Here is a 17,455-nt window from a genome sequence, read left to right as displayed (position 1 = left end):
CGTTTTCTTCATTATTTTGGCTTCCGTTCATTAATTCATTCTGATTTTCACCATAATAAGGACAATGACTATGAAAGTCTTATCATTTTTAAAAAGATAGGCTCTATGCTATAGTTTTTCGGTGATGTTCAGAAAGAAGGAGCAAATTCGTATGAATCAAGCAACAGAAGAACCATCTGTTTCTTATAAACGCACGATACTCATATTGAGTCTGGCAGTGTTGCTCGTCGTCATGAACACGACAATGTTCAATGTAGCTCTGCCGACGATCTTGAGAGACTTCCAATTGGCAGCCTCTGAAGGCGCATGGATTGTATCGGGGTATTCGATTGTCCTCGCGATCTTTACGATCACCTATACGCGTCTTTCGGATTATTTACCGATCAGGGGATTACTCATAACGGGAATTGGTATTTTCGGTCTCGCATCCATCCTCGGATTTTTTGCTACGAATTTTGTCTGGTTGATGATCGCCCGATTGTGCCAAGCTGCCGGAGCAGCAGCGATACCCGGCTTATCCATGGTCTTTGCAGGGAGGTTCATTCCGAAGCGAAGAAGAGGTCAGGCAATGGCGATGATCGCATCTGCCGCTTCATTCGGCTTCGGTCTAGGTCCTGTAGTCGGGGGTTGGATTACGAATACGTTTGACTGGAATTTCTTATTCATCGTCACGTTGTTCGTGTTGTTCGTCATTCCTATCATTTTTCGCCAACTACCACTAGAAGAGATTCGGAAAGGACGATTCGATGTGATTGGTGGATTGCTGACCGGGTTGACAATCACTTCGTTCCTGCTCTTCATTTCAACGAGAGAATGGTATTACATCGCTGCATTCTTCGTGCTTGCTTTTGTCCTTTGGTTAAGAATCACCCGCGTCGACATCCCGTTCATCCAGCCGAAGCTCATTCAGAATAAGGGATACCGGAAGATACTATACATCAGCTTTTTCGGGTTTTGTACGCATTTCGCCATCTTGTTATTGATGCCGATCATGCTTGAACAGATTTTTGGAAAGTCCCCATCCCTCGTCGGATTGATCATTTTCCCAGGAGCGATGTTCTCAGCGGTCGCGGCAATTTATGTCGGCAGACTGATCGATCGCTATGGAAATATCCGTGTCATGGTTTGGGCAACCCTCATGCTCGGTGTATCCACTTTGATATTCGGCTTACTTTCGCCAATCAACGAATACATGATCATGTTCGGTTATATGTTCACAAGCTTTGGGTTTTCGAGTCTCTCCTCGAGTTCGACTAACGAGGTTTCACAAATCCTGCCGAGGGAGCAGGCTGCAGCGGGAATCGGTTTGAAACAGCTCACGCAATTTGTCGGAAGTGCGACCGGAGCGGTCCTTGGAGGGATCTTACTCGAACTGAGTGGAGATACGTATACGGAGTTCGATTTCCAATTTACGTACCTCACAACCACTGTCCTTATGACACTTGCCTTCGGATTATTGGTTCTCTATCGTAAAAATGCAGCACAAGCTCGATGAATTGACCACAACGAAAAAAGGGTGTGCCAGCAAATGGCACACCCTTTTTCTATTCATTGACGACTTCTGCACGACCTGACTGAGTATGGACGAGATCCGCGTAGAAGCCATTTTTTCGTAGCAACTCGTGATGGTTGCCTTTTTCTATGATCCGGCCTTCATGTAGCACCAAAATGCAATCTGCATTCCGAATCGTGTTCAACCGATGGGCGATGACGAAACTCGTTCTTCCTTCCATCAGTTTATCCAACGCATCGGTGATCTTCATTTCAGTAACCGTATCAATACTGCTCGTCGCCTCGTCTAGTATCAATAATGCTGGATCCGCCAGCATCGCCCTAGCAATAGAGAGCAGTTGCCTTTGCCCATGGCTGATCCCTTTTCCATCCGAATCCAGAATGGTGTCATACCCCTCAGGCAATCTTGAGATAAAATCGTGGGCATGAGCAGCCTTCGCTACTTCTTCTACCTCTTCATCTGTAGCGTCCAATCTTCCATACCGGATATTTTCACGGATAGTCGTATGGAAAAGAATCGAGTCTTGAAGGACGACCCCCATTTGCCTTCTCAAGCTATCTCTCGTAATCGTCTTGATATCCTTCCCATCAATGAGGATCTCACCTTTTTCATGTTCATAAAAACGGGAGAGCAAAGATAGGATGGTCGTTTTCCCTGCCCCTGTTGGTCCGACAAGTGCAACCGTCTCGCCCTGTGCTGCATGGAAACTGACATCTTGCAGGATTGGCTGATCTTTTTCATACGAAAAATCGACCGATCGAAATGTAATATCTCCTTGAATACGTTCGATATCGACCGCTTTATCATCCTGTGCACTTTCTTCCGCTTCATCAAGGATTTGAAATACCCGCTCCGCCCCTGCAACTGCAGAAAGAATCATATTGTATTGGTTTGCTAAATCATTCAGGGGACGCGTAAATTGTCTTGAATAGGTCGTGAACGTGACGATGATTCCGATGGAAATGATTCCATTCAAGGCCAGCAATCCACCTGCCCCGACGATGATTCCGAAGCTGACGTTATTCAACATATTCATCAATTTAGGGATGAATCCCGAATAGGTTTGGGCCCAGTAACTGGCTTCCTTCAAGGATCGATTTTTATGGGAAAATTCTTCAATGACCCGTTTTTCTTGAGAATACATCGTCACAATTTGTTGCCCCGAAAACATCTCTTCTACATAACCGTTCATATCACCCAAATGCTTTTGCTGTTCTTTGAAAAATCGGCCCGTACGTTTCGTGATCCACTTCATCCCGAAATACATCGCCGGAATGATCGTCAACGTTAAAAGGGTGAGCAGCGGACTTAACCATAGCATCATCCCGATTGTTCCCGTAATGGTCAGTATACTTGTCGTGAACTGGATGATGGCTGAATTCAAGGTCCGGCTGATGTTCTCGATGTCATTCGTCAATCGGCTCATCAGCTCTCCCTGTTGACGTTTCTGGTAAAACAGCAGCGGCAACTGCTGCAAGTGAGAAAAGAGATGATTACGGATGGCAAAAACAGTGTTCTGGGAGATTCCGATCATCCAATAGTTCTGAAGCCACATCGTCACAGATTGGAGGATATACACGCCTAGAAGGATACCCGCCATTACCAGGAGCGTATCCGTGACAGGGTCTGCGATGATGGCATCGACAGCAACTCCCAGTAAATAAGGTCCTAACAAGGATAATGCCGAGCTGATGACGACGATCGATAGGATCAGAATGAATCGTTTCCTCTCCCCTGCCATGTACGACCATATCCGCTTCAAGGTCACGCCCATATTTTCTACCTTAGGTGGTTTCGTCCCGATCCCTTGATGCCTCCTACGAGGAGTGTGCTGTGTCTTGTTGGTCTCTTTCAAATCTCGTTTCATCAGATCACATCCTCTTCCATTTGGGACTGATAGACACTTTGGTAATAAGGATTCTCCTTCAACAAGGAACGATGATCACCGATTCCAATCACTTCCCCTTCATGTAAAAGAAGAATTTGATCGGCATTCTGGATCGAGCTGATTTTCTGTGCGACAAGGAACACGGTACAGTTCTGGCGTCTCAGCGTACTGAGCAGCCTTTCTTCTGTATGGGCATCCAATGCACTCGTACTATCGTCCAAAATGAGGATTTTCGGCTTACGCACGAGTGCTCTTGCAATCGACAAACGCTGTTTCTGACCACCTGAAAACGTAATCCCTTTTTGGCCAAGTATCGTTTCATATCCGTCTGGCAGTCCTTTGATGAACTCATGGATCTGAGCGTCTTTTGCTGCTGATATGACTTCTTTCTTTGTAGCATCTTCTTTTCCCCACCGGATGTTCTCAATTAAACTACCTGAAAAAAGGTGGGCTTCCTGAGGCACGACACTGATCTGGTTACGGACATGTTCGACGTCCAAATCCTTCATTCGGTACCCATCAAGATAAATGTCTCCCTCTGTTTCTTCCAACAAGCGCGGTATCAAGTTCAGAAGGGTCGTCTTACCCGATCCGGTTTCCCCTAATATCCCAATCATTTCTCCTGGTTTTGCAGCAAAAGAAATGTTCTGTAGAACCCTTTGGTCAGCATCATACTGATAAGAAACATCTACAAACGAAACCCCGCCTTTCACGTCAGGCTTTAACGCTTGATCGGTTGCATGTATAGCCTTTGTATCCTCTTCTAAAACCGCTGTAATTCTTGCTGCAGAAGCACTCCCTCTTGAATAGTTCATAATGAGGAACGTAAACACCGAGAAAGTGAACATGATCTTCGTCGCATAATTGATGATGGCGACCAACTCTCCCGCTTTGACCATGTCCGTTTCCAGTTGGATGGCACCAATCCAAAGGATGATCAGGATGACGATGTTCATGCCGAGCATGACGACCGGCATCGCGACTTCCATGATCCATAAAGCTTTTTTATTGTCATTCATGAGGTTTTTGTTCACGTCTTGAAAACGTTCTTCTTCGTACTTGCTTCTGTTGAATCCTTTTATGAGGCGAATTCCAGAAAGGTTTTCACGTAACACCGTATTCATCCGATCCAATTTTCCCTGCACCTTCCGAAATAAAACGATTCCTTTCGTCAAAATCCAGAACAGAAATAGAAGGAGAATAGGAACGGACAGTACAAGAATCGTCGCAAGACCTGGATGGACAACAAAGGACATGACAATCCCACCGATGATGAAAAGTGGCGCTCTGAGCGCAATTCTCATGAGCATGAATAGCACACCTTGTATTTGTGTAACATCATTGGTCATCCGGGTTACAAGTCCGGGTGTCGTGAAGGTTTGGAAGTGCCTGCTGGAGAACGCCTGCACTTTTTGAAACAAATCCCGACGAATGTCATGGCCGACACCTTGACTCGCGTTGGCTGCAAAATAAGAATTGATGATTCCAGCCGCAAAAGCTACTAGCGATAATCCCAACAGAACGCCACCCCAAATGGTCACCACCGACATATCCTCCGCTACAATACCCTCGTCAATGATCTTCGCCATTAGTAAAGGTTGCATGAGCTCGACAATTAGCTCAAGAACCATTAGAGATAGTGCTACAGCAACAGAAAATTTATATGTAGGTAAATAGGAAAACACTTTGCGCATATGATCTTCACACCTAAGTTAGAGTTGGTACAATTATACAGGATATCGAAAAAAGAGCGAACCGATAAGGTCGCTCTTCTTAGTTTATTCATCCAGACTGTACTCTATGTTTAAGTTCATGTTGAGCGGGAATCGCAATTACAAAATGAAAATATCATTCCCCACTAAAAAGGAGTGTATTTCAAAATGGAACAAGTACTGTTCATCCAAACTGGAATGGGTATTGATGTACACGGTCAAAACGTGACGAAAGCAGCCGTTCGTGCGGTCGATAATGCGATTTACACGAATTCAATGCCAGGAATAAGAAACACATTACCGGACCAATCAACGGAAAATATGAAAGTGAACGTTAAACTCGCCGTCCCGCGTGACCAGGACCAACTCGATCAAGAAGAGATTAAACAAGCGATTCCTTATGGCAAGGTTTCTGTAGAGGTCATCGAAGGTGGTATGGCGACGACGAGCGGCATTAAATTAGAGGATAAAGGCGACAAAAACGATCTGATGTATATCGTCAACGCATCTGTTGAAGTTGGATATTAAAGAATGAAAAAAGCCGGGATTTCCCGGCTTTTCGTTTGAATGAATTATAACGAACGGTTCAAAATATCTCTTACACTCTCTGGATTCATTTCTTTGTAGGTTCCGACGCCTGGTTTGATGAACGTTTTCTCGATGATTGCATCAAATTCCTGATCGTTGATATCATAGTTGGCTAAACGACTCGGTGCACCTATTGAGTTCCAGAAGTCTCTGAGAGCTTTTGCCCCTTCTTTCGCAACTTCTAAATCTGTTTTTCCAGCATCCTCAATACTGAAAACGTTGACCGCAAGCTGTTTCACTCGACTTGGATCTTCTTCCAACACGTGCTCTAGCCAGTTCGGAAACAAGATAGCCAGACCTCCACCATGCGGGATGTCATAAATGGCAGAAATGGCGTGCTCGATTCTATGCGTTGCCCAGTCTCCACCATCCGTCCCATTCATCAGGGTACCGTTGAAGGCGGTTGTACTGATATACATCATCGTTTCCCGGTGCTGATAGGATTGCAAGTTTTCCATCAACTTAGGTCCGGTTGCAATCGCGGTTCTCAGCAATGACTCGATGAACCCATCAATCATCGGGGTATTCTCTGTTCGGTGGAAATAGTGCTCCAGCGCATGCGACATGCTGTCCACAATCCCATATACCGTCTGGTTCTCAGGGACTGAGTAGGTATACGTAGGGTCCAATATGGAAAACGCCGGATAGACGAGCGGAGAACCCCAACCCAGCTTATCTTTCGTTTCCCAGTTCGTAATCACTGAGACAGCATTCATCTCAGAACCTGTCGCTGCAAGTGTCAAAACGGTACCGATTGGAAGCGCGTCTTCAATCGGTGCTTTTTGGGTGATCAGATCCCACGGATCCCCTTCATACTTCGCACCAACGGCAATCGCTTTCGTACAATCGATGACACTACCACCACCGACTGCCAACAGATAATCGATCTGTTCCTTTTTACAAAGCTCCACACCCCGCTGTACCGTTGATAAACGAGGGTTCGGTTCGACTCCCGAAAGCTCGAATACGTTTGCTTCGGCTTTTTTCAATTCACGCATAACGTCTTCATAGACACCATTGCGCTTGATGCTTCCTCCGCCATAAACGACAAGGACGTTCAAGCCTTTACGCCCTAATTCTTCTGGGAGTTGTTCAATCTGATTTTCTCCAAACAATAAACGAGTCGGATTATATTGTAAAAATGTATTCATCATGAGCACCTCTTCACTTCAAAAATGATTCTTCTGAAGTTTAACATGCCCCTCCTAAGACTGAAATAAATAAGTCCTTTAAACGATCTTTAGCTCCAAAGCGCATGCAAAATGCCGAGCAGACAGAGAATGATGAAGTGATCTCCGACAGCAATCGCGAATACTTTCTTGGACGTCATTCCAAACACCATATTCTTAAAAAGACCTAACCCAAGCAGAACGCCGACCACTGCTCCAACAAGCAGTCCGGATCCTAAGTCCTGTGCTCCTGTCAGCTCTACAACGACGGCCATAAAGAACGAACTAAGGAACGCCACCACCCCTGACCACACGAAGTTGATTGGTTTCATCCCTTCTTCACCAATGTTGTTCAACTGCCCCCATCGATTTCCAAAGAGTACAGGCGAATAATAAAATGCTCCAAATGCCATATATAAAAGTCCACCTACAAGTATTGCGAGAATGTTCAAATCCATTGAAATCCCTTCTTTCTGTATTATTTCGGTTGTATGGGTAAGCCGATCTTCTTAATGAGAGGTTGTATATCAAAAGAATCCTGCTGCTGAGTGAGTTGGATGATCTCTACCGGTGTACTCAAGCATTTATATCCGCTTTTCGGAAGCCAATAGCTATAAAGCTCAGAATAACACTCTATTAAAAAATCTCTCCGATTGAATTCAACAGGTGTCTCTAACTCATAAAAGACGAATTTGCCCTCGGGTAATTGTGTCGTTTTCAATCCTGTACCAGGATCCATATTTTCTTGTAAAGAAATGCAGCAATCATACCGACATCGGTCTTCAGGGGTCAGGTAAGGATTGTTATGTGGGATGCCTATCCACATTGTATCTTCCATAATCAAATCTCTCGTTTCTGAAAACCGGTATATCTTCTCCCAGGTTTCATGTACTTCGTCAGAATATGTCCCAATATGTTGAAGGTACCCTAATTGGAGTTCTGGCAGCCGTTCCACTTTCACCCTGGATAAATCCAACCACTGGAATTCATTATATCCTTTGTTTTCCGTCGTTTCTTTCAGATTCGTGCGACGTTGTTTAGATTTCTTGCTATCTAGATACGGTCTCGGGAATTTTTCCAGATAAGCTCCTTCACGCCATTCCTTTGGAGAGTGCTTATAAAATTCTTTGAATGCATACGTGAAGTAGGATAGAGAAGAAAAGCCACAAGTCATTGCAATATCCGTCACAGACCGTTTTGGTTCATAGATCAATAAGTGAGCAGCTTCTTCCATCCGTATTCTTTTTACATAATCAGAGGGTGTCTCCCCCATAATACGATTGAATAATCGATGAAAATGATGTGGCGAGTATGTAGAAACTTCTGCTAGCTTCTCCAAAGACAAATCCGCATGAAGGTTTTGTTTTATGTAGTCTAATACATTGAATATGTATTTCTTCTGTTCATGTAAATCGGTCATAAAAGCATATCTCCCTTAAGTCTCATACTTGTATTATCGACGAATTCCATTGGATTATAAAAGAGGACCTACTAATTAAGTTGACACTTAATTAAGTGTGTGCTAAATTAATGTCATGATTGAACAAACCATCCACTCATTGTCTGTACCGACACGTCGCGACATTTTATATCTATTACGTGGTGGTGAGCTGACCTCGAGCGAAATCGCCTCGAACTTCAATATCTCAGCACCAGCAATTTCACAGCATTTGAAAATCTTAGAGCAATCAGGTCTTGTTTCTGTACGCAGGGCTGGTACGAAACGTTTCTACCGTATAAGAAGGGAAGGCTTCAAAGACTTGAAGCAATTCATCGACCAATTCTGGGACGATCAGTTGTTACGCTTAAAAGAAGCAGCAGAAGAGGAAGAAAGGAGGAAGCATGACGAAACCGACTGAGACTTTGCAAAAGGAAATCTTCATAGAGTGTAAGCCCGAAACTTTATTTCCTTTCTTTGTCGACCCTGAAAAACTGATTCGTTGGATGGGCAGGCAGGTTTTGCTTGAGCCGAAAATCGGAGGGAAATATCGGATTGATATTAACGGTGAGAATATCGCTATAGGTGAATATATCGACATCATTCCAAATGAAAAGGTCGTCATGACTTGGGGATGGGAAGGATCAGAAATCATGCCACCTGGCTCAAGTACGGTGGAATTCCTCCTAATCCCAGAAGATTCAGGTACACGGCTTGTATTGAACCATTATGACATCCCAAGTGAAAAAGTCACTTCAAATCACAAGGGTTGGACACATTATTTAGAACGAATGAAACAACTAGGAGAAGGTAATGAAATCGGTCAGGATCCATGGTCGATTACTAAATAAGATATGGAGAGGGGAATCATGGTGAACACGAAGATTCATGAAGAAATTATTTTTCACACAACACCCAAGCGTTTGTATGAATTACTCTTGAATTCTGAAGAATTCAGTGCAATGACAGGTGGTGCACCGACGGAAATTCATGCGGAGGACGGAGGATCGTTCTCTTGTTTTGGAGGAATGATCCACGGAAGAAACATTGAACTTACTCCAGGGGAACGGATTGTTCAAGCATGGAGAGCAGGTAACTGGGACCCTGGTGTTTACTCTATCGTCACATTCACGCTGAAACCTCAAGGTGATCAAACGTTGCTGGTTTTTGATCATATCGGCTTTCCAGAAGGACAAGCTGACCATTTGAAAGCAGGGTGGCAAGAAAATTACTGGTCGAATATAGAAAAATATCTTCAAAAGTAAATGAAAACGAAACCCAGGGGGCAACGAGCCTTCCTGGGTTTTGTTTGATTAGGTTTTACGCATTTACGTGAGATTTGATACCGGCTTTCAAGCCTTTGATGCATCCGATATGCTCACTTTCATGAAACAATACGAATAACAGCATTTCTCCGATTGTATGGAATTCAACCGGTCCAGCTTGGAACACTTCCGGCAACTTTTCATCCAGCCTACCGTCGAATTTTTCCCTAACACGTCCCATTTGGTCGGTTAATTGAGCTTTCAGTACATCCACTTTTGGTGGTTCTGTCGTCCAATCCTTAGGGCTTGTTCCTCTGCTGAACATTTCCACATATCCTTCTGGCAAGTTCATTTCTTCTCCAGCTTTCATGAACACCAAGTATTCTACAGATACAAGAATATGGCCTAGCTGCCAACGAAGATTGTTCGGAAATCCTTCAGGGATGATATCGGCATTCTCTTCTGTAATGTGTTCTGCACCCATCATCAAGAATTTACGACCCATTTCGAATTGGTTGAATATCAAGTTTTGATCCATTGTTCATCCATCCTTTACAATTTTTTTTTGATTCTTCAAAGTTCACTCGCTTCCGGCGAGTGGTTCTCAGGTTATGCAAAGTAGTTCTTCAGGCTTCCCTCTAGAGAGCTGCTCCAGCCCTGGTTGTGGCCTTCTGCTGCTTCTTCGCTTGGAAGCTGCTCATGAGTCACCTTCACTTCTGTTGATCCATCCTGATCGACAAACTGTACAGTCACTTTCGTTTCAGGAAATGCATTGTCAGCATCTTCCCATTGCCATGTAAAAACAAGCTTTTCATTCTGTACAACTTCTTCATATCGGCCAACAAGCACTTTTGCTTCTCCTTCAGGTGGATGCATGGCAAACTTGTATTCACCGCCGACTTTAACGTCCATTTGGTCAACAGTGGTCGTATAACCTTCAGGCCCCCACCATTTTGCGAGTTCCTCTGCATTTGTCCATGCTTGATACATTCTTTCTTTTTTCACGTTATACGTCTGACTGAGTTCAAGTTTATAATTCTGTTCGGTTTGCATTGTGATCATGATTTTCCTCCTTCATCTTCTTCATTTTCTAAGTTATCGAAATATGTTTCCAACCTTGATAATTGACTTTCCCAATATGTTCTCCAGTGGTTCATCCATTGAATGGCGCTTTCCAATGCATCTGGTTTCAGGCTGTAGTACTTATAACGTCCCTCCTTTTTAAACGTTACTACACCGGCGTTTTCCAGAATTTTAAGGTGTTTTGTAAAAGCCGGCAACGACATATCGAAAGGTTCTGCTAACTTTTTGACGGTTTTTTCGCCTTTCGACAATTCCTCTACAATCTTCCGCCTAGTAGGATCTGACAACACGGAAAATATTTGATCAAGGTTATCTTTATAATAGTTAACCATATGGTTAACTATATGATATTTTTCAAATGTCGTCAAGCTTGATATTTTATTGCATCCATTTTTGTATTACGCTATAAATAGATGAAAATAGAGGCGTGAGGATATTTTGGAGAGAAAACACTATATCGATCTGTTGCGAGTCATAACCGTACTTTTGCTTGTCCCTTATCATACAGCGAGGATTTATGATTTCGTTCCGTTTTACATAAAAGATGAACCTAATATGCTGATGCATTTATTTGCCCATTCTATGCATCAGTGGCGTATGCCCATCTTATTTTTAGTTTCAGGTGTTGGAACTTATTTTCTACTTAGCTCTAAAAATAACAATCATTTCGTAAAGGACCGCCTCACTCGATTACTTGTACCTTTTCTTTTTGCCGTGCTGGTCATTGTTCCTCCACAAGGTTATATAGCTGTCATTAGTAAAGGAATAGGTGACTTCAAACACTACTTGGATTATTTCCCAGCGTTTTTCACTTTTAAATTAGAGACAATCCATGGATTTACTGGTACATTTACGCCTGCACATATGTGGTTCATATTGTACCTCGTCATATTTTCACTTATTGCTAAGCCCGTATATTCCTGGCTGAAAAAACAACAGGATGCGTTCTCAAACCGACCATTGTCATACCGTATTTATTTTTTTGCCATTCCATTGATCCTGGCGAGAATTGTCTTATTAGGTATGGAGATGAATCCACTGTTCTATTTCATATTATTTATGTACGGGTTTCTTCTTGTACGAGAAAAAGCATTTGAAAAGGCGTTTGAGGAGACTCGTGGATTTTCCTTATGTTTCGGGGTTATAACGATGAGTACGGTTCTTTTATTAGAGTACTGGGGATTTTCTGTCGGTTTTGAGGATCCTGTTTCCTATGTTCTGTTCCAAACCTTATACGCTGTCAACACGTTCCTATGTGTAGCCGCCATCATCGGTTATGTCCAGCGCTATATCAACACACAGTATGAAACGATCCATCAACTGAACAAGAATGTTTTTACCATCTATATTCTTCATCAGACGTATATCGTTCTAGCAGGTTTCTATATTCAGAAATTGAATTTATCGGTCACACTTTCATATTTTCTAATTCTCGTTTTTAGCTATCTAGGGATTTATCTGTCTATTCGCTATATAATCCGACCTATACCATTCATCCGCATTTTATTTGGCAGTAAAGCATAAAGAAAAGAGATGACCATCTAGTCATCTCCTCTTTCATGTACCATTGTAAAGTGTTCCATATAGATGTCGGGTTTGAAATAGTGGCCAACCTGGTCGTTCCACTCATTAAAAATCGGCGACTCCACAAAACCTTTCATATGGCTGTCCAGCGTCTCCCACTGTACTTGCACCATGTATTTCCCTTTCGTTTCAACACAGGCATGGATGGTATGGCCGAGGTAGCCATCGACCTTGTTGAAAAGCTTACTTGCTCGTTCGAAAGCTTTCTCAAAGTCATTTTCCATCCCTTCCTTAATGTGAAAAAAAGCGACTTCTAAAACCATTCCGTATCCCTCATTTCCTTTTATAAATATGTCAAAATCATTCCACCAACTGCACCAATCAATACGACAAGCCAAGGTGCAAATTTCCAGAAAAATAATAACCCGAACAGAATTAACGCCAACATGAAATCGGATGTCGTCTGAATTGAACTTGTCCAAACCGGGTCATAGAGTGCGGCAAGCAGAAGCCCTACGACTGCTGCATTGATTCCGGTCAGTGCAGCCTGGAACCTAGGTCGCTTACGCACTTCATTCAGGAAAGGCAACGAACCGATGATGAGCAGGAAAGATGGCAAAAAGATTCCGATTGTTGCAATGATAGCGCCACTCACACCATTGATCATAGCTCCTAGATAACTTGCAAATGTAAACAGTGGTCCAGGTACAGCCTGAGCAAATCCATATCCGGCTAAAAACTGCTCTGCGCTCACCCAGCCGATCGGTACCACTTCACGCTCCAGTAATGGTAAAACAACGTGCCCACCGCCGAACACGAGAGAACCTACCCGGTAAAAGGTATCAAAAACATCGAACGCGCCATTTTGAATGATTGGTCTTAGAATCGGAAGACCGATCAATAGACCGAAGAATAATGCCCAGGCAATAATGCCAGCCTTCTTACTGAATGGTACATTCATTTCTTGGATTTCTGGAACATCTTGCTTTTTATAAAGGATTAGACCGATAAGGCTAGCGGCCAAAATGATTACGAGTTGACCAACTGCAGATGGCCAGGCAAGGGTTAGTACTGCAGCCAGTAGGGCAATCGTGATTCTCGGTTTATCCGGGGTCAATTTTTTCCCCATTCCAATGACAGCTTGTGCAACGACAGCTACGGCAACAATTTTCAACCCATGGATCCAACCAGCATCATCGATGGTACTGTTTTGGTAAAAGAAGGCGAACAGGACAAGTGCGATGATGGACGGCAGGGTGAATCCAAGCCAGGAAATAAGCCCGCCAATTAAACCGCCACGTAACATACCGATTGCAATCCCGACCTGACTGCTCGCTGGACCCGGTAGGAACTGACACAATGCAATGATATCCGCATATGTTTTGTCATCTAGCCATTTTCGCTTGTCGATATATTCGTTCTTAAAATATCCAAGGTGAGCGACTGGACCTCCAAAGGAGGTAAAGCCTAACTTTGTTGAAGCACTTAATATTTCTAACCATGCATGTGATTTTTTCCGCATCGTTTATGACCTCTCACTCTATTTTTAACTTTTTTAACATCCTTACTGTAATGAAAAAACCCCTTGTTCACAAGGGGTTTGAATCACTTATTTATTCATACTTGAGAAAAAGTCCGCTAAAGGATCATCATCCTCTTCTTCCTCTTCCTCGACTTCTGTATGAATTTCATCTTTTAACGTATCCAAGTTGATGTCATTTAAGTCATCTTCGCTCGACCATGATTGTGTTTCCTGATTTTCCTTTTGAACAGGGAAGGGAATCGTTGCAGCTTCTTCCTGAAGATACAACGCCTGGTCGATATCGACTGAATTACTGTTCAACGCTGCTAAAAGAGTCGTTGCACGCATCGGATCGTTCATCAATTGATAAACGATTGTACCGATCAACGCTTCAGAATGTTCATGTTTAATCCAATTTCGCTGTTCTTTCGTCAGTTGCTTCGGGAGAGGGATCGTGATGGTTTCGCGTTCTTTTGCAAGGGATTCATTCACACCTTGCATCACATACTGAGCGATTCTACTGGAAAAATTCCTTCTCTCTGTCTCTTTCAACTTTTGAAGTTGTTTTAAAAGATAATCAGGTGTATCTGAAGGGACACGAAACGTAATTGTTTGACCTCGTTCTACACCTTTTTTCGAATCTCTCATACCATCACCCTACTTAGCAGCTGAAGTCTCTTTCTCTTTCTTCTCTACTTTCTTTTCTTTCTCTGATTTACGGATATAATCCGAAATCAACTTATAGTAAGCATTGGCCATCATCCAGATGCTTTCGTTCTCATCTTCAAAGAATTCGATGTTGAATCCGTCCAAATTATTATTCAGCGTCTTCAGATAATCCTTCAGGACTGCAGAGCCACCCCCAACAAAGTAACAGATCTCGGATTGGGAGTTGCGTTGCCATACATTACGGAGGTAACGATATTGTTTCTTTGCTAGTTCAAGCAGAATACGATCGGTAATATCATGGACGTTCGTACGGCTTCCTTTCACCATGATATGGTGACGATTATTCTTTCTAGTAATGATATCGACTACATCACGACGGCTGTCCAGTTCAACACCGTGCTTTGTGAGGATTTCATCACGGATTTGTTCAAGAGACTCAGCTACACCTAGGTTGAAACCTTGAGCTTTATCGTCATCTACATTCCGGTTGCGGATTACCGCGATATCTGTTGAAAGACCTCCAATATCCTGGATGAGAATCTGCTTGTCGATCAACTCTTTGTTAATGATGTTCAAATCGTTATCCATGACAAGGTTCACGTAAGCTGCAAATCCTTCTGGATACACTTTCACTTCATCAAACTTAATATTCACTTTCTTGCCCTGAAATTGAGGTGTAATCAGGAATTCAACCTGATGGACTGAGCCGAGCAATTGTGAACGATATCCAACATCCTTACCTTCCTTAACCTCTCTCAGTGGAAGACCTGTCCCAAGCGTATAATTCGCCTCAATGACATTGTTCGCTGTCTTGAACGAACTTGCTCCATTTTCATAACCGACTGCATCTAATGCGATCGCCGCAAACAACATGACAAGTGTCTGATCTTCTTCTGATTTATTACTTCCAGGATCCAATTCTGTAGAGTTGCTTGTTTTCGTTGCTAAGTTACCTACTCTGTAAATCGCATTGTTTTCTTTTAAAGCAGGGGAGTGTACTCGAATATGTAGATTGTCTAGTGGGTCTTTTTCATCTAATTCTTCTATTCCGATTACTGGTCGATCTTCCATATCCCTTGCGATGACATTCGGGATGTATAACTCATTCTCAAGTTTCCCGAAATTCGCCTTCACCGCATCATTACCAACATCAACCGCAGCAATTCTTGATTTTGTCATTCTTCCATTACCCCTCTCAGAGAAAAGTATGTTACTAGATTAAAGGTATTAGAGAAACGACAAATAGTCAATCAGCCTTTCGATGTGTTCTTTTGCGTGTACATGTACACATTCTTGTACACGGCTGGTATAACAGCATGTGTGCTTATTCGTATACATGTAAACGTTTTTGTAAACATCATGTTTTCTTTTTGTACACATGTACACATTATTGTATACATGCTCTTATATAGTAAAAAGTCCCCTCCCCTACTCTTCATTAGAAGCTGAATAATAGAGCTATCATTTAGATTGAGAGGGGTGGTTTTGACTGTTTGGTTTTAAAGATGAAAAGATGAGTAGAATATATGGAAATGAGAACTATGTCTGTTCGAATTGTTTGTGTGTAAGATCAGATATAAGAGAATGATTAAAGAAGAGATATAGAGAGGAAGAAATAGGACAGGAGTCTTATAAAAGAGGAAGAAGATAACGATCATATGTATTTTTTTGTAAATGGGGGTGTCCATACAAAGATAGGTGACCAATAAGATCCAGTAATCGACATGAATGCTGTCAAACTGTCGAAAGGGGTAGAGGATCTTAAAGGCCACCTATATTGATTTATTTTGCTGATTGGAATTGTTCAGTTTCTGTCGAACCGCCAAGAGCTGTGGTGGATGATGTACCACCTGAAATCACTTTTGCAACTTCATCAAAGTACCCTGTTCCGACTTCACGTTGATGACGTGTTGCTGTATAGCCATATTGTTCACTCGCAAACTCCGCTTGTTGCAACTCAGAGTATGCTGCCATCCCTTTATCTTTATACTGTCGAGCAAGTTCAAACATGCTGTGATTCAACGCATGGAAGCCTGCCAGTGTGACGAATTGGAATTTGTAACCCATCTTCCCGAGTTCTTTTTGGAATTTTGCAATCGTTGCATCGTCCAGCTTTGCTTTCCAGTTGAATGAAGGTGAGCAATTATATGCTAAGAGCTTCCCTGGATATTTTGCATGAATTGCTTCTGCAAATTGTTTCGCTTCTTCTAGGTTCGGTTCAGATGTTTCGCACCAAACAAGGTCTGCATATGGCGCATATGCGAGTCCTCTGGCAATTGCCTGGTCGATTCCTGCTTTTGTGCGGAAGAATCCTTCTGCTGTCCGTTCTCCTGTAATAAAGGACGCATCCTCTGGATCAATGTCACTAGTGATCAGATCGGCTGCATTGGCATCCGTACGTGCTACGATGATGGTCGGTACTCCCATCACATCCGCTGCAAACCTTGCCGAGATCAAGTTTCTTACCGCTGTCTGAGTCGGCAATAAGACCTTCCCACCAAGATGTCCGCATTTCTTCTCAGATGACAACTGATCTTCAAAATGCACACCTGCTGCACCCGCTTCAATCATGTTTTTCATCAATTCGAACACATTCAATTGCCCACCGAATCCTGCTTCCGCGTCTGCTACAATCGGTGCAAACCAATCGATTTCCCCTTTACCTTCCATGCATTGGATCTGATCTGCGCGCTGTAGTGTTTGATTGATTCGCTTCACGACTTGCGGCACGCTGTTGGCAGGATAAAGGCTTTGATCCGGGTACATCTGTCCTGAGAGATTTGCGTCTGCAGCGACTTGCCAGCCACTCAAGTAAATCGCCTTCAGCCCCGCTTTTACTTGCTGCATCGCTTGATTTCCTGTCAATGCGCCAAGTGCGTTCACATAATCCTCATTGTGAAGTAGATTCCACAGCTTTTCTGCCCCATGCCTTGCTAATGTATGTTCAATATCGATGGATCCTTTTAGTCGGATCACATCTTCTGGCGTATAAGGTCTCGTAACGCCGTCCCATCTTTTGTTCGTATCCCAGTCCATTTGCATTTTCAACGCTTTATCTTGATTCACTTTATTTCCTCCCTAACC

Annotated in this window: 19 protein-coding genes; 6 read left to right on the top strand and 13 right to left on the bottom strand. The window is 43.0% G+C overall.

Annotated elements, in window-relative coordinates; genetic code table 11:
• Positions 1 to 151 precede the first annotated feature (151 nt).
• The gene (locus ACXQIQ_RS13485; protein ID WP_439301835.1) at positions 152 to 1,495 is read left to right on the top strand and encodes an MFS transporter; all 1,344 of its coding nucleotides are present in this window, start codon (positions 152 to 154) and stop codon (positions 1,493 to 1,495) included.
• Between the two features lie 49 nt (positions 1,496 to 1,544).
• Here the strand turns inward: ACXQIQ_RS13485 and ACXQIQ_RS13480 are convergent, their stop codons facing one another.
• Together ACXQIQ_RS13480 and ACXQIQ_RS13475 are read right to left on the bottom strand one after the other, a co-directional pair.
• A complete protein-coding gene (locus ACXQIQ_RS13480) occupies positions 1,545 to 3,380 on the bottom strand; it encodes an ABC transporter ATP-binding protein (RefSeq protein ID WP_439301836.1) in 1,836 nt (611 codons plus the stop codon).
• Positions 3,380 to 5,095, bottom strand: a complete 1,716-nt coding sequence (locus ACXQIQ_RS13475; RefSeq protein WP_439301837.1) for an ABC transporter ATP-binding protein — start codon at positions 5,093 to 5,095, stop codon at positions 3,380 to 3,382. The genes ACXQIQ_RS13480 and ACXQIQ_RS13475 overlap by 1 nt, the downstream gene beginning before the upstream one ends.
• Before the next feature lie 186 nt (positions 5,096 to 5,281).
• On the opposite strand from ACXQIQ_RS13475, the gene ACXQIQ_RS13470 reads away from it, so the two are divergent.
• Positions 5,282 to 5,641 carry a Lin0512 family protein gene (locus tag ACXQIQ_RS13470; protein ID WP_439301838.1) on the top strand — a complete coding sequence of 120 codons (360 nt, stop codon included), beginning with the start codon at positions 5,282 to 5,284 and terminating at the stop codon, positions 5,639 to 5,641.
• Between the two features lie 44 nt (positions 5,642 to 5,685).
• Here the strand turns inward: ACXQIQ_RS13470 and ACXQIQ_RS13465 are convergent, their stop codons facing one another.
• From ACXQIQ_RS13465 to ACXQIQ_RS13455, 3 genes are all read right to left on the bottom strand, one after another.
• Positions 5,686 to 6,852 (bottom strand): iron-containing alcohol dehydrogenase, encoded by a 1,167-nt coding sequence (locus ACXQIQ_RS13465; protein ID WP_439302026.1) that lies wholly within the window; start codon positions 6,850 to 6,852, stop codon positions 5,686 to 5,688.
• Between the two features lie 89 nt (positions 6,853 to 6,941).
• Positions 6,942 to 7,328: a DUF1761 domain-containing protein gene (locus ACXQIQ_RS13460; protein WP_439301839.1), complete on the bottom strand. Its 387-nt coding sequence runs from the start codon at positions 7,326 to 7,328 to the stop codon at positions 6,942 to 6,944.
• Positions 7,329 to 7,348: 20 nt separating this feature from the next.
• Positions 7,349 to 8,290: an AraC family transcriptional regulator gene (locus tag ACXQIQ_RS13455; protein WP_439301840.1), complete on the bottom strand. Its 942-nt coding sequence runs from the start codon at positions 8,288 to 8,290 to the stop codon at positions 7,349 to 7,351.
• A 115-nt stretch (positions 8,291 to 8,405) separates the two neighbouring features.
• On the opposite strand from ACXQIQ_RS13455, the gene ACXQIQ_RS13450 reads away from it, so the two are divergent.
• From ACXQIQ_RS13450 to ACXQIQ_RS13440, 3 genes are read left to right on the top strand one after another with little or no spacing between them, the layout of a single operon-like run.
• A complete protein-coding gene (locus tag ACXQIQ_RS13450) occupies positions 8,406 to 8,729 on the top strand; it encodes an ArsR/SmtB family transcription factor (RefSeq protein ID WP_439301841.1) in 324 nt (107 codons plus the stop codon).
• On the top strand, positions 8,713 to 9,159 hold the full coding sequence (locus ACXQIQ_RS13445) for an SRPBCC family protein (RefSeq protein WP_439301842.1): 447 nt from the start codon (positions 8,713 to 8,715) through the stop codon (positions 9,157 to 9,159). Before ACXQIQ_RS13450 ends, ACXQIQ_RS13445 begins: the two co-directional genes overlap by 17 nt.
• An 18-nt stretch (positions 9,160 to 9,177) precedes the next feature.
• Positions 9,178 to 9,573, top strand: coding sequence for an SRPBCC domain-containing protein (locus ACXQIQ_RS13440; protein ID WP_439301843.1), 396 nt, complete (start codon positions 9,178 to 9,180; stop codon positions 9,571 to 9,573).
• Positions 9,574 to 9,628: 55 nt separating this feature from the next.
• On the opposite strand, the gene ACXQIQ_RS13435 is transcribed toward ACXQIQ_RS13440, so the two are convergent.
• The 3 genes from ACXQIQ_RS13435 to ACXQIQ_RS13425 form a co-directional block, all read right to left on the bottom strand.
• Complete coding sequence (locus tag ACXQIQ_RS13435) at positions 9,629 to 10,111, bottom strand: DinB family protein (protein ID WP_439301844.1); 483 nt, start codon at positions 10,109 to 10,111, stop codon at positions 9,629 to 9,631.
• A gap of 71 nt (positions 10,112 to 10,182) precedes the next feature.
• Positions 10,183 to 10,635 (bottom strand): SRPBCC family protein, encoded by a 453-nt coding sequence (locus ACXQIQ_RS13430; protein ID WP_439301845.1) that lies wholly within the window; start codon positions 10,633 to 10,635, stop codon positions 10,183 to 10,185.
• Positions 10,632 to 11,024: an ArsR/SmtB family transcription factor gene (locus ACXQIQ_RS13425; protein ID WP_458025562.1), complete on the bottom strand. Its 393-nt coding sequence runs from the start codon at positions 11,022 to 11,024 to the stop codon at positions 10,632 to 10,634. Before ACXQIQ_RS13425 ends, ACXQIQ_RS13430 begins: the two co-directional genes overlap by 4 nt.
• A gap of 70 nt (positions 11,025 to 11,094) precedes the next feature.
• Between ACXQIQ_RS13425 and ACXQIQ_RS13420 the strand changes: the two genes are divergently transcribed.
• Positions 11,095 to 12,180 carry an acyltransferase family protein gene (locus tag ACXQIQ_RS13420; RefSeq protein WP_439301846.1) on the top strand — a complete coding sequence of 362 codons (1,086 nt, stop codon included), beginning with the start codon at positions 11,095 to 11,097 and terminating at the stop codon, positions 12,178 to 12,180.
• A 17-nt stretch (positions 12,181 to 12,197) separates the two neighbouring features.
• On the opposite strand, the gene ACXQIQ_RS13415 is transcribed toward ACXQIQ_RS13420, so the two are convergent.
• The 5 genes from ACXQIQ_RS13415 to aceA all read right to left on the bottom strand — a co-directional run bounded on the left by ACXQIQ_RS13415 (position 12,198) and on the right by aceA (position 17,413).
• Positions 12,198 to 12,503: an antibiotic biosynthesis monooxygenase family protein gene (locus ACXQIQ_RS13415; protein WP_439301847.1), complete on the bottom strand. Its 306-nt coding sequence runs from the start codon at positions 12,501 to 12,503 to the stop codon at positions 12,198 to 12,200.
• A gap of 20 nt (positions 12,504 to 12,523) precedes the next feature.
• A complete protein-coding gene (locus tag ACXQIQ_RS13410) occupies positions 12,524 to 13,702 on the bottom strand; it encodes a chromate transporter (RefSeq protein WP_439301848.1) in 1,179 nt (392 codons plus the stop codon).
• Positions 13,703 to 13,789: 87 nt separating this feature from the next.
• The gene (locus tag ACXQIQ_RS13405; protein ID WP_439301849.1) at positions 13,790 to 14,350 is read right to left on the bottom strand and encodes a hypothetical protein; all 561 of its coding nucleotides are present in this window, start codon (positions 14,348 to 14,350) and stop codon (positions 13,790 to 13,792) included.
• A 9-nt stretch (positions 14,351 to 14,359) separates the two neighbouring features.
• Entirely contained in the window at positions 14,360 to 15,550 is a 1,191-nt protein-coding gene (locus tag ACXQIQ_RS13400; protein WP_439301850.1) for an Alp7A family actin-like protein, read from the bottom strand.
• A gap of 603 nt (positions 15,551 to 16,153) precedes the next feature.
• Positions 16,154 to 17,413 (bottom strand): isocitrate lyase, encoded by a 1,260-nt coding sequence (gene aceA, locus ACXQIQ_RS13395; RefSeq protein WP_458026118.1) that lies wholly within the window; start codon positions 17,411 to 17,413, stop codon positions 16,154 to 16,156.
• Positions 17,414 to 17,455 lie beyond the last annotated feature (42 nt).

This window comes from Pseudalkalibacillus sp. Hm43, assembly GCF_054170705.1.
Note: the sequence above shows the minus strand (reverse complement) of the source record. Positions and strands in the feature narration are given on the sequence as shown.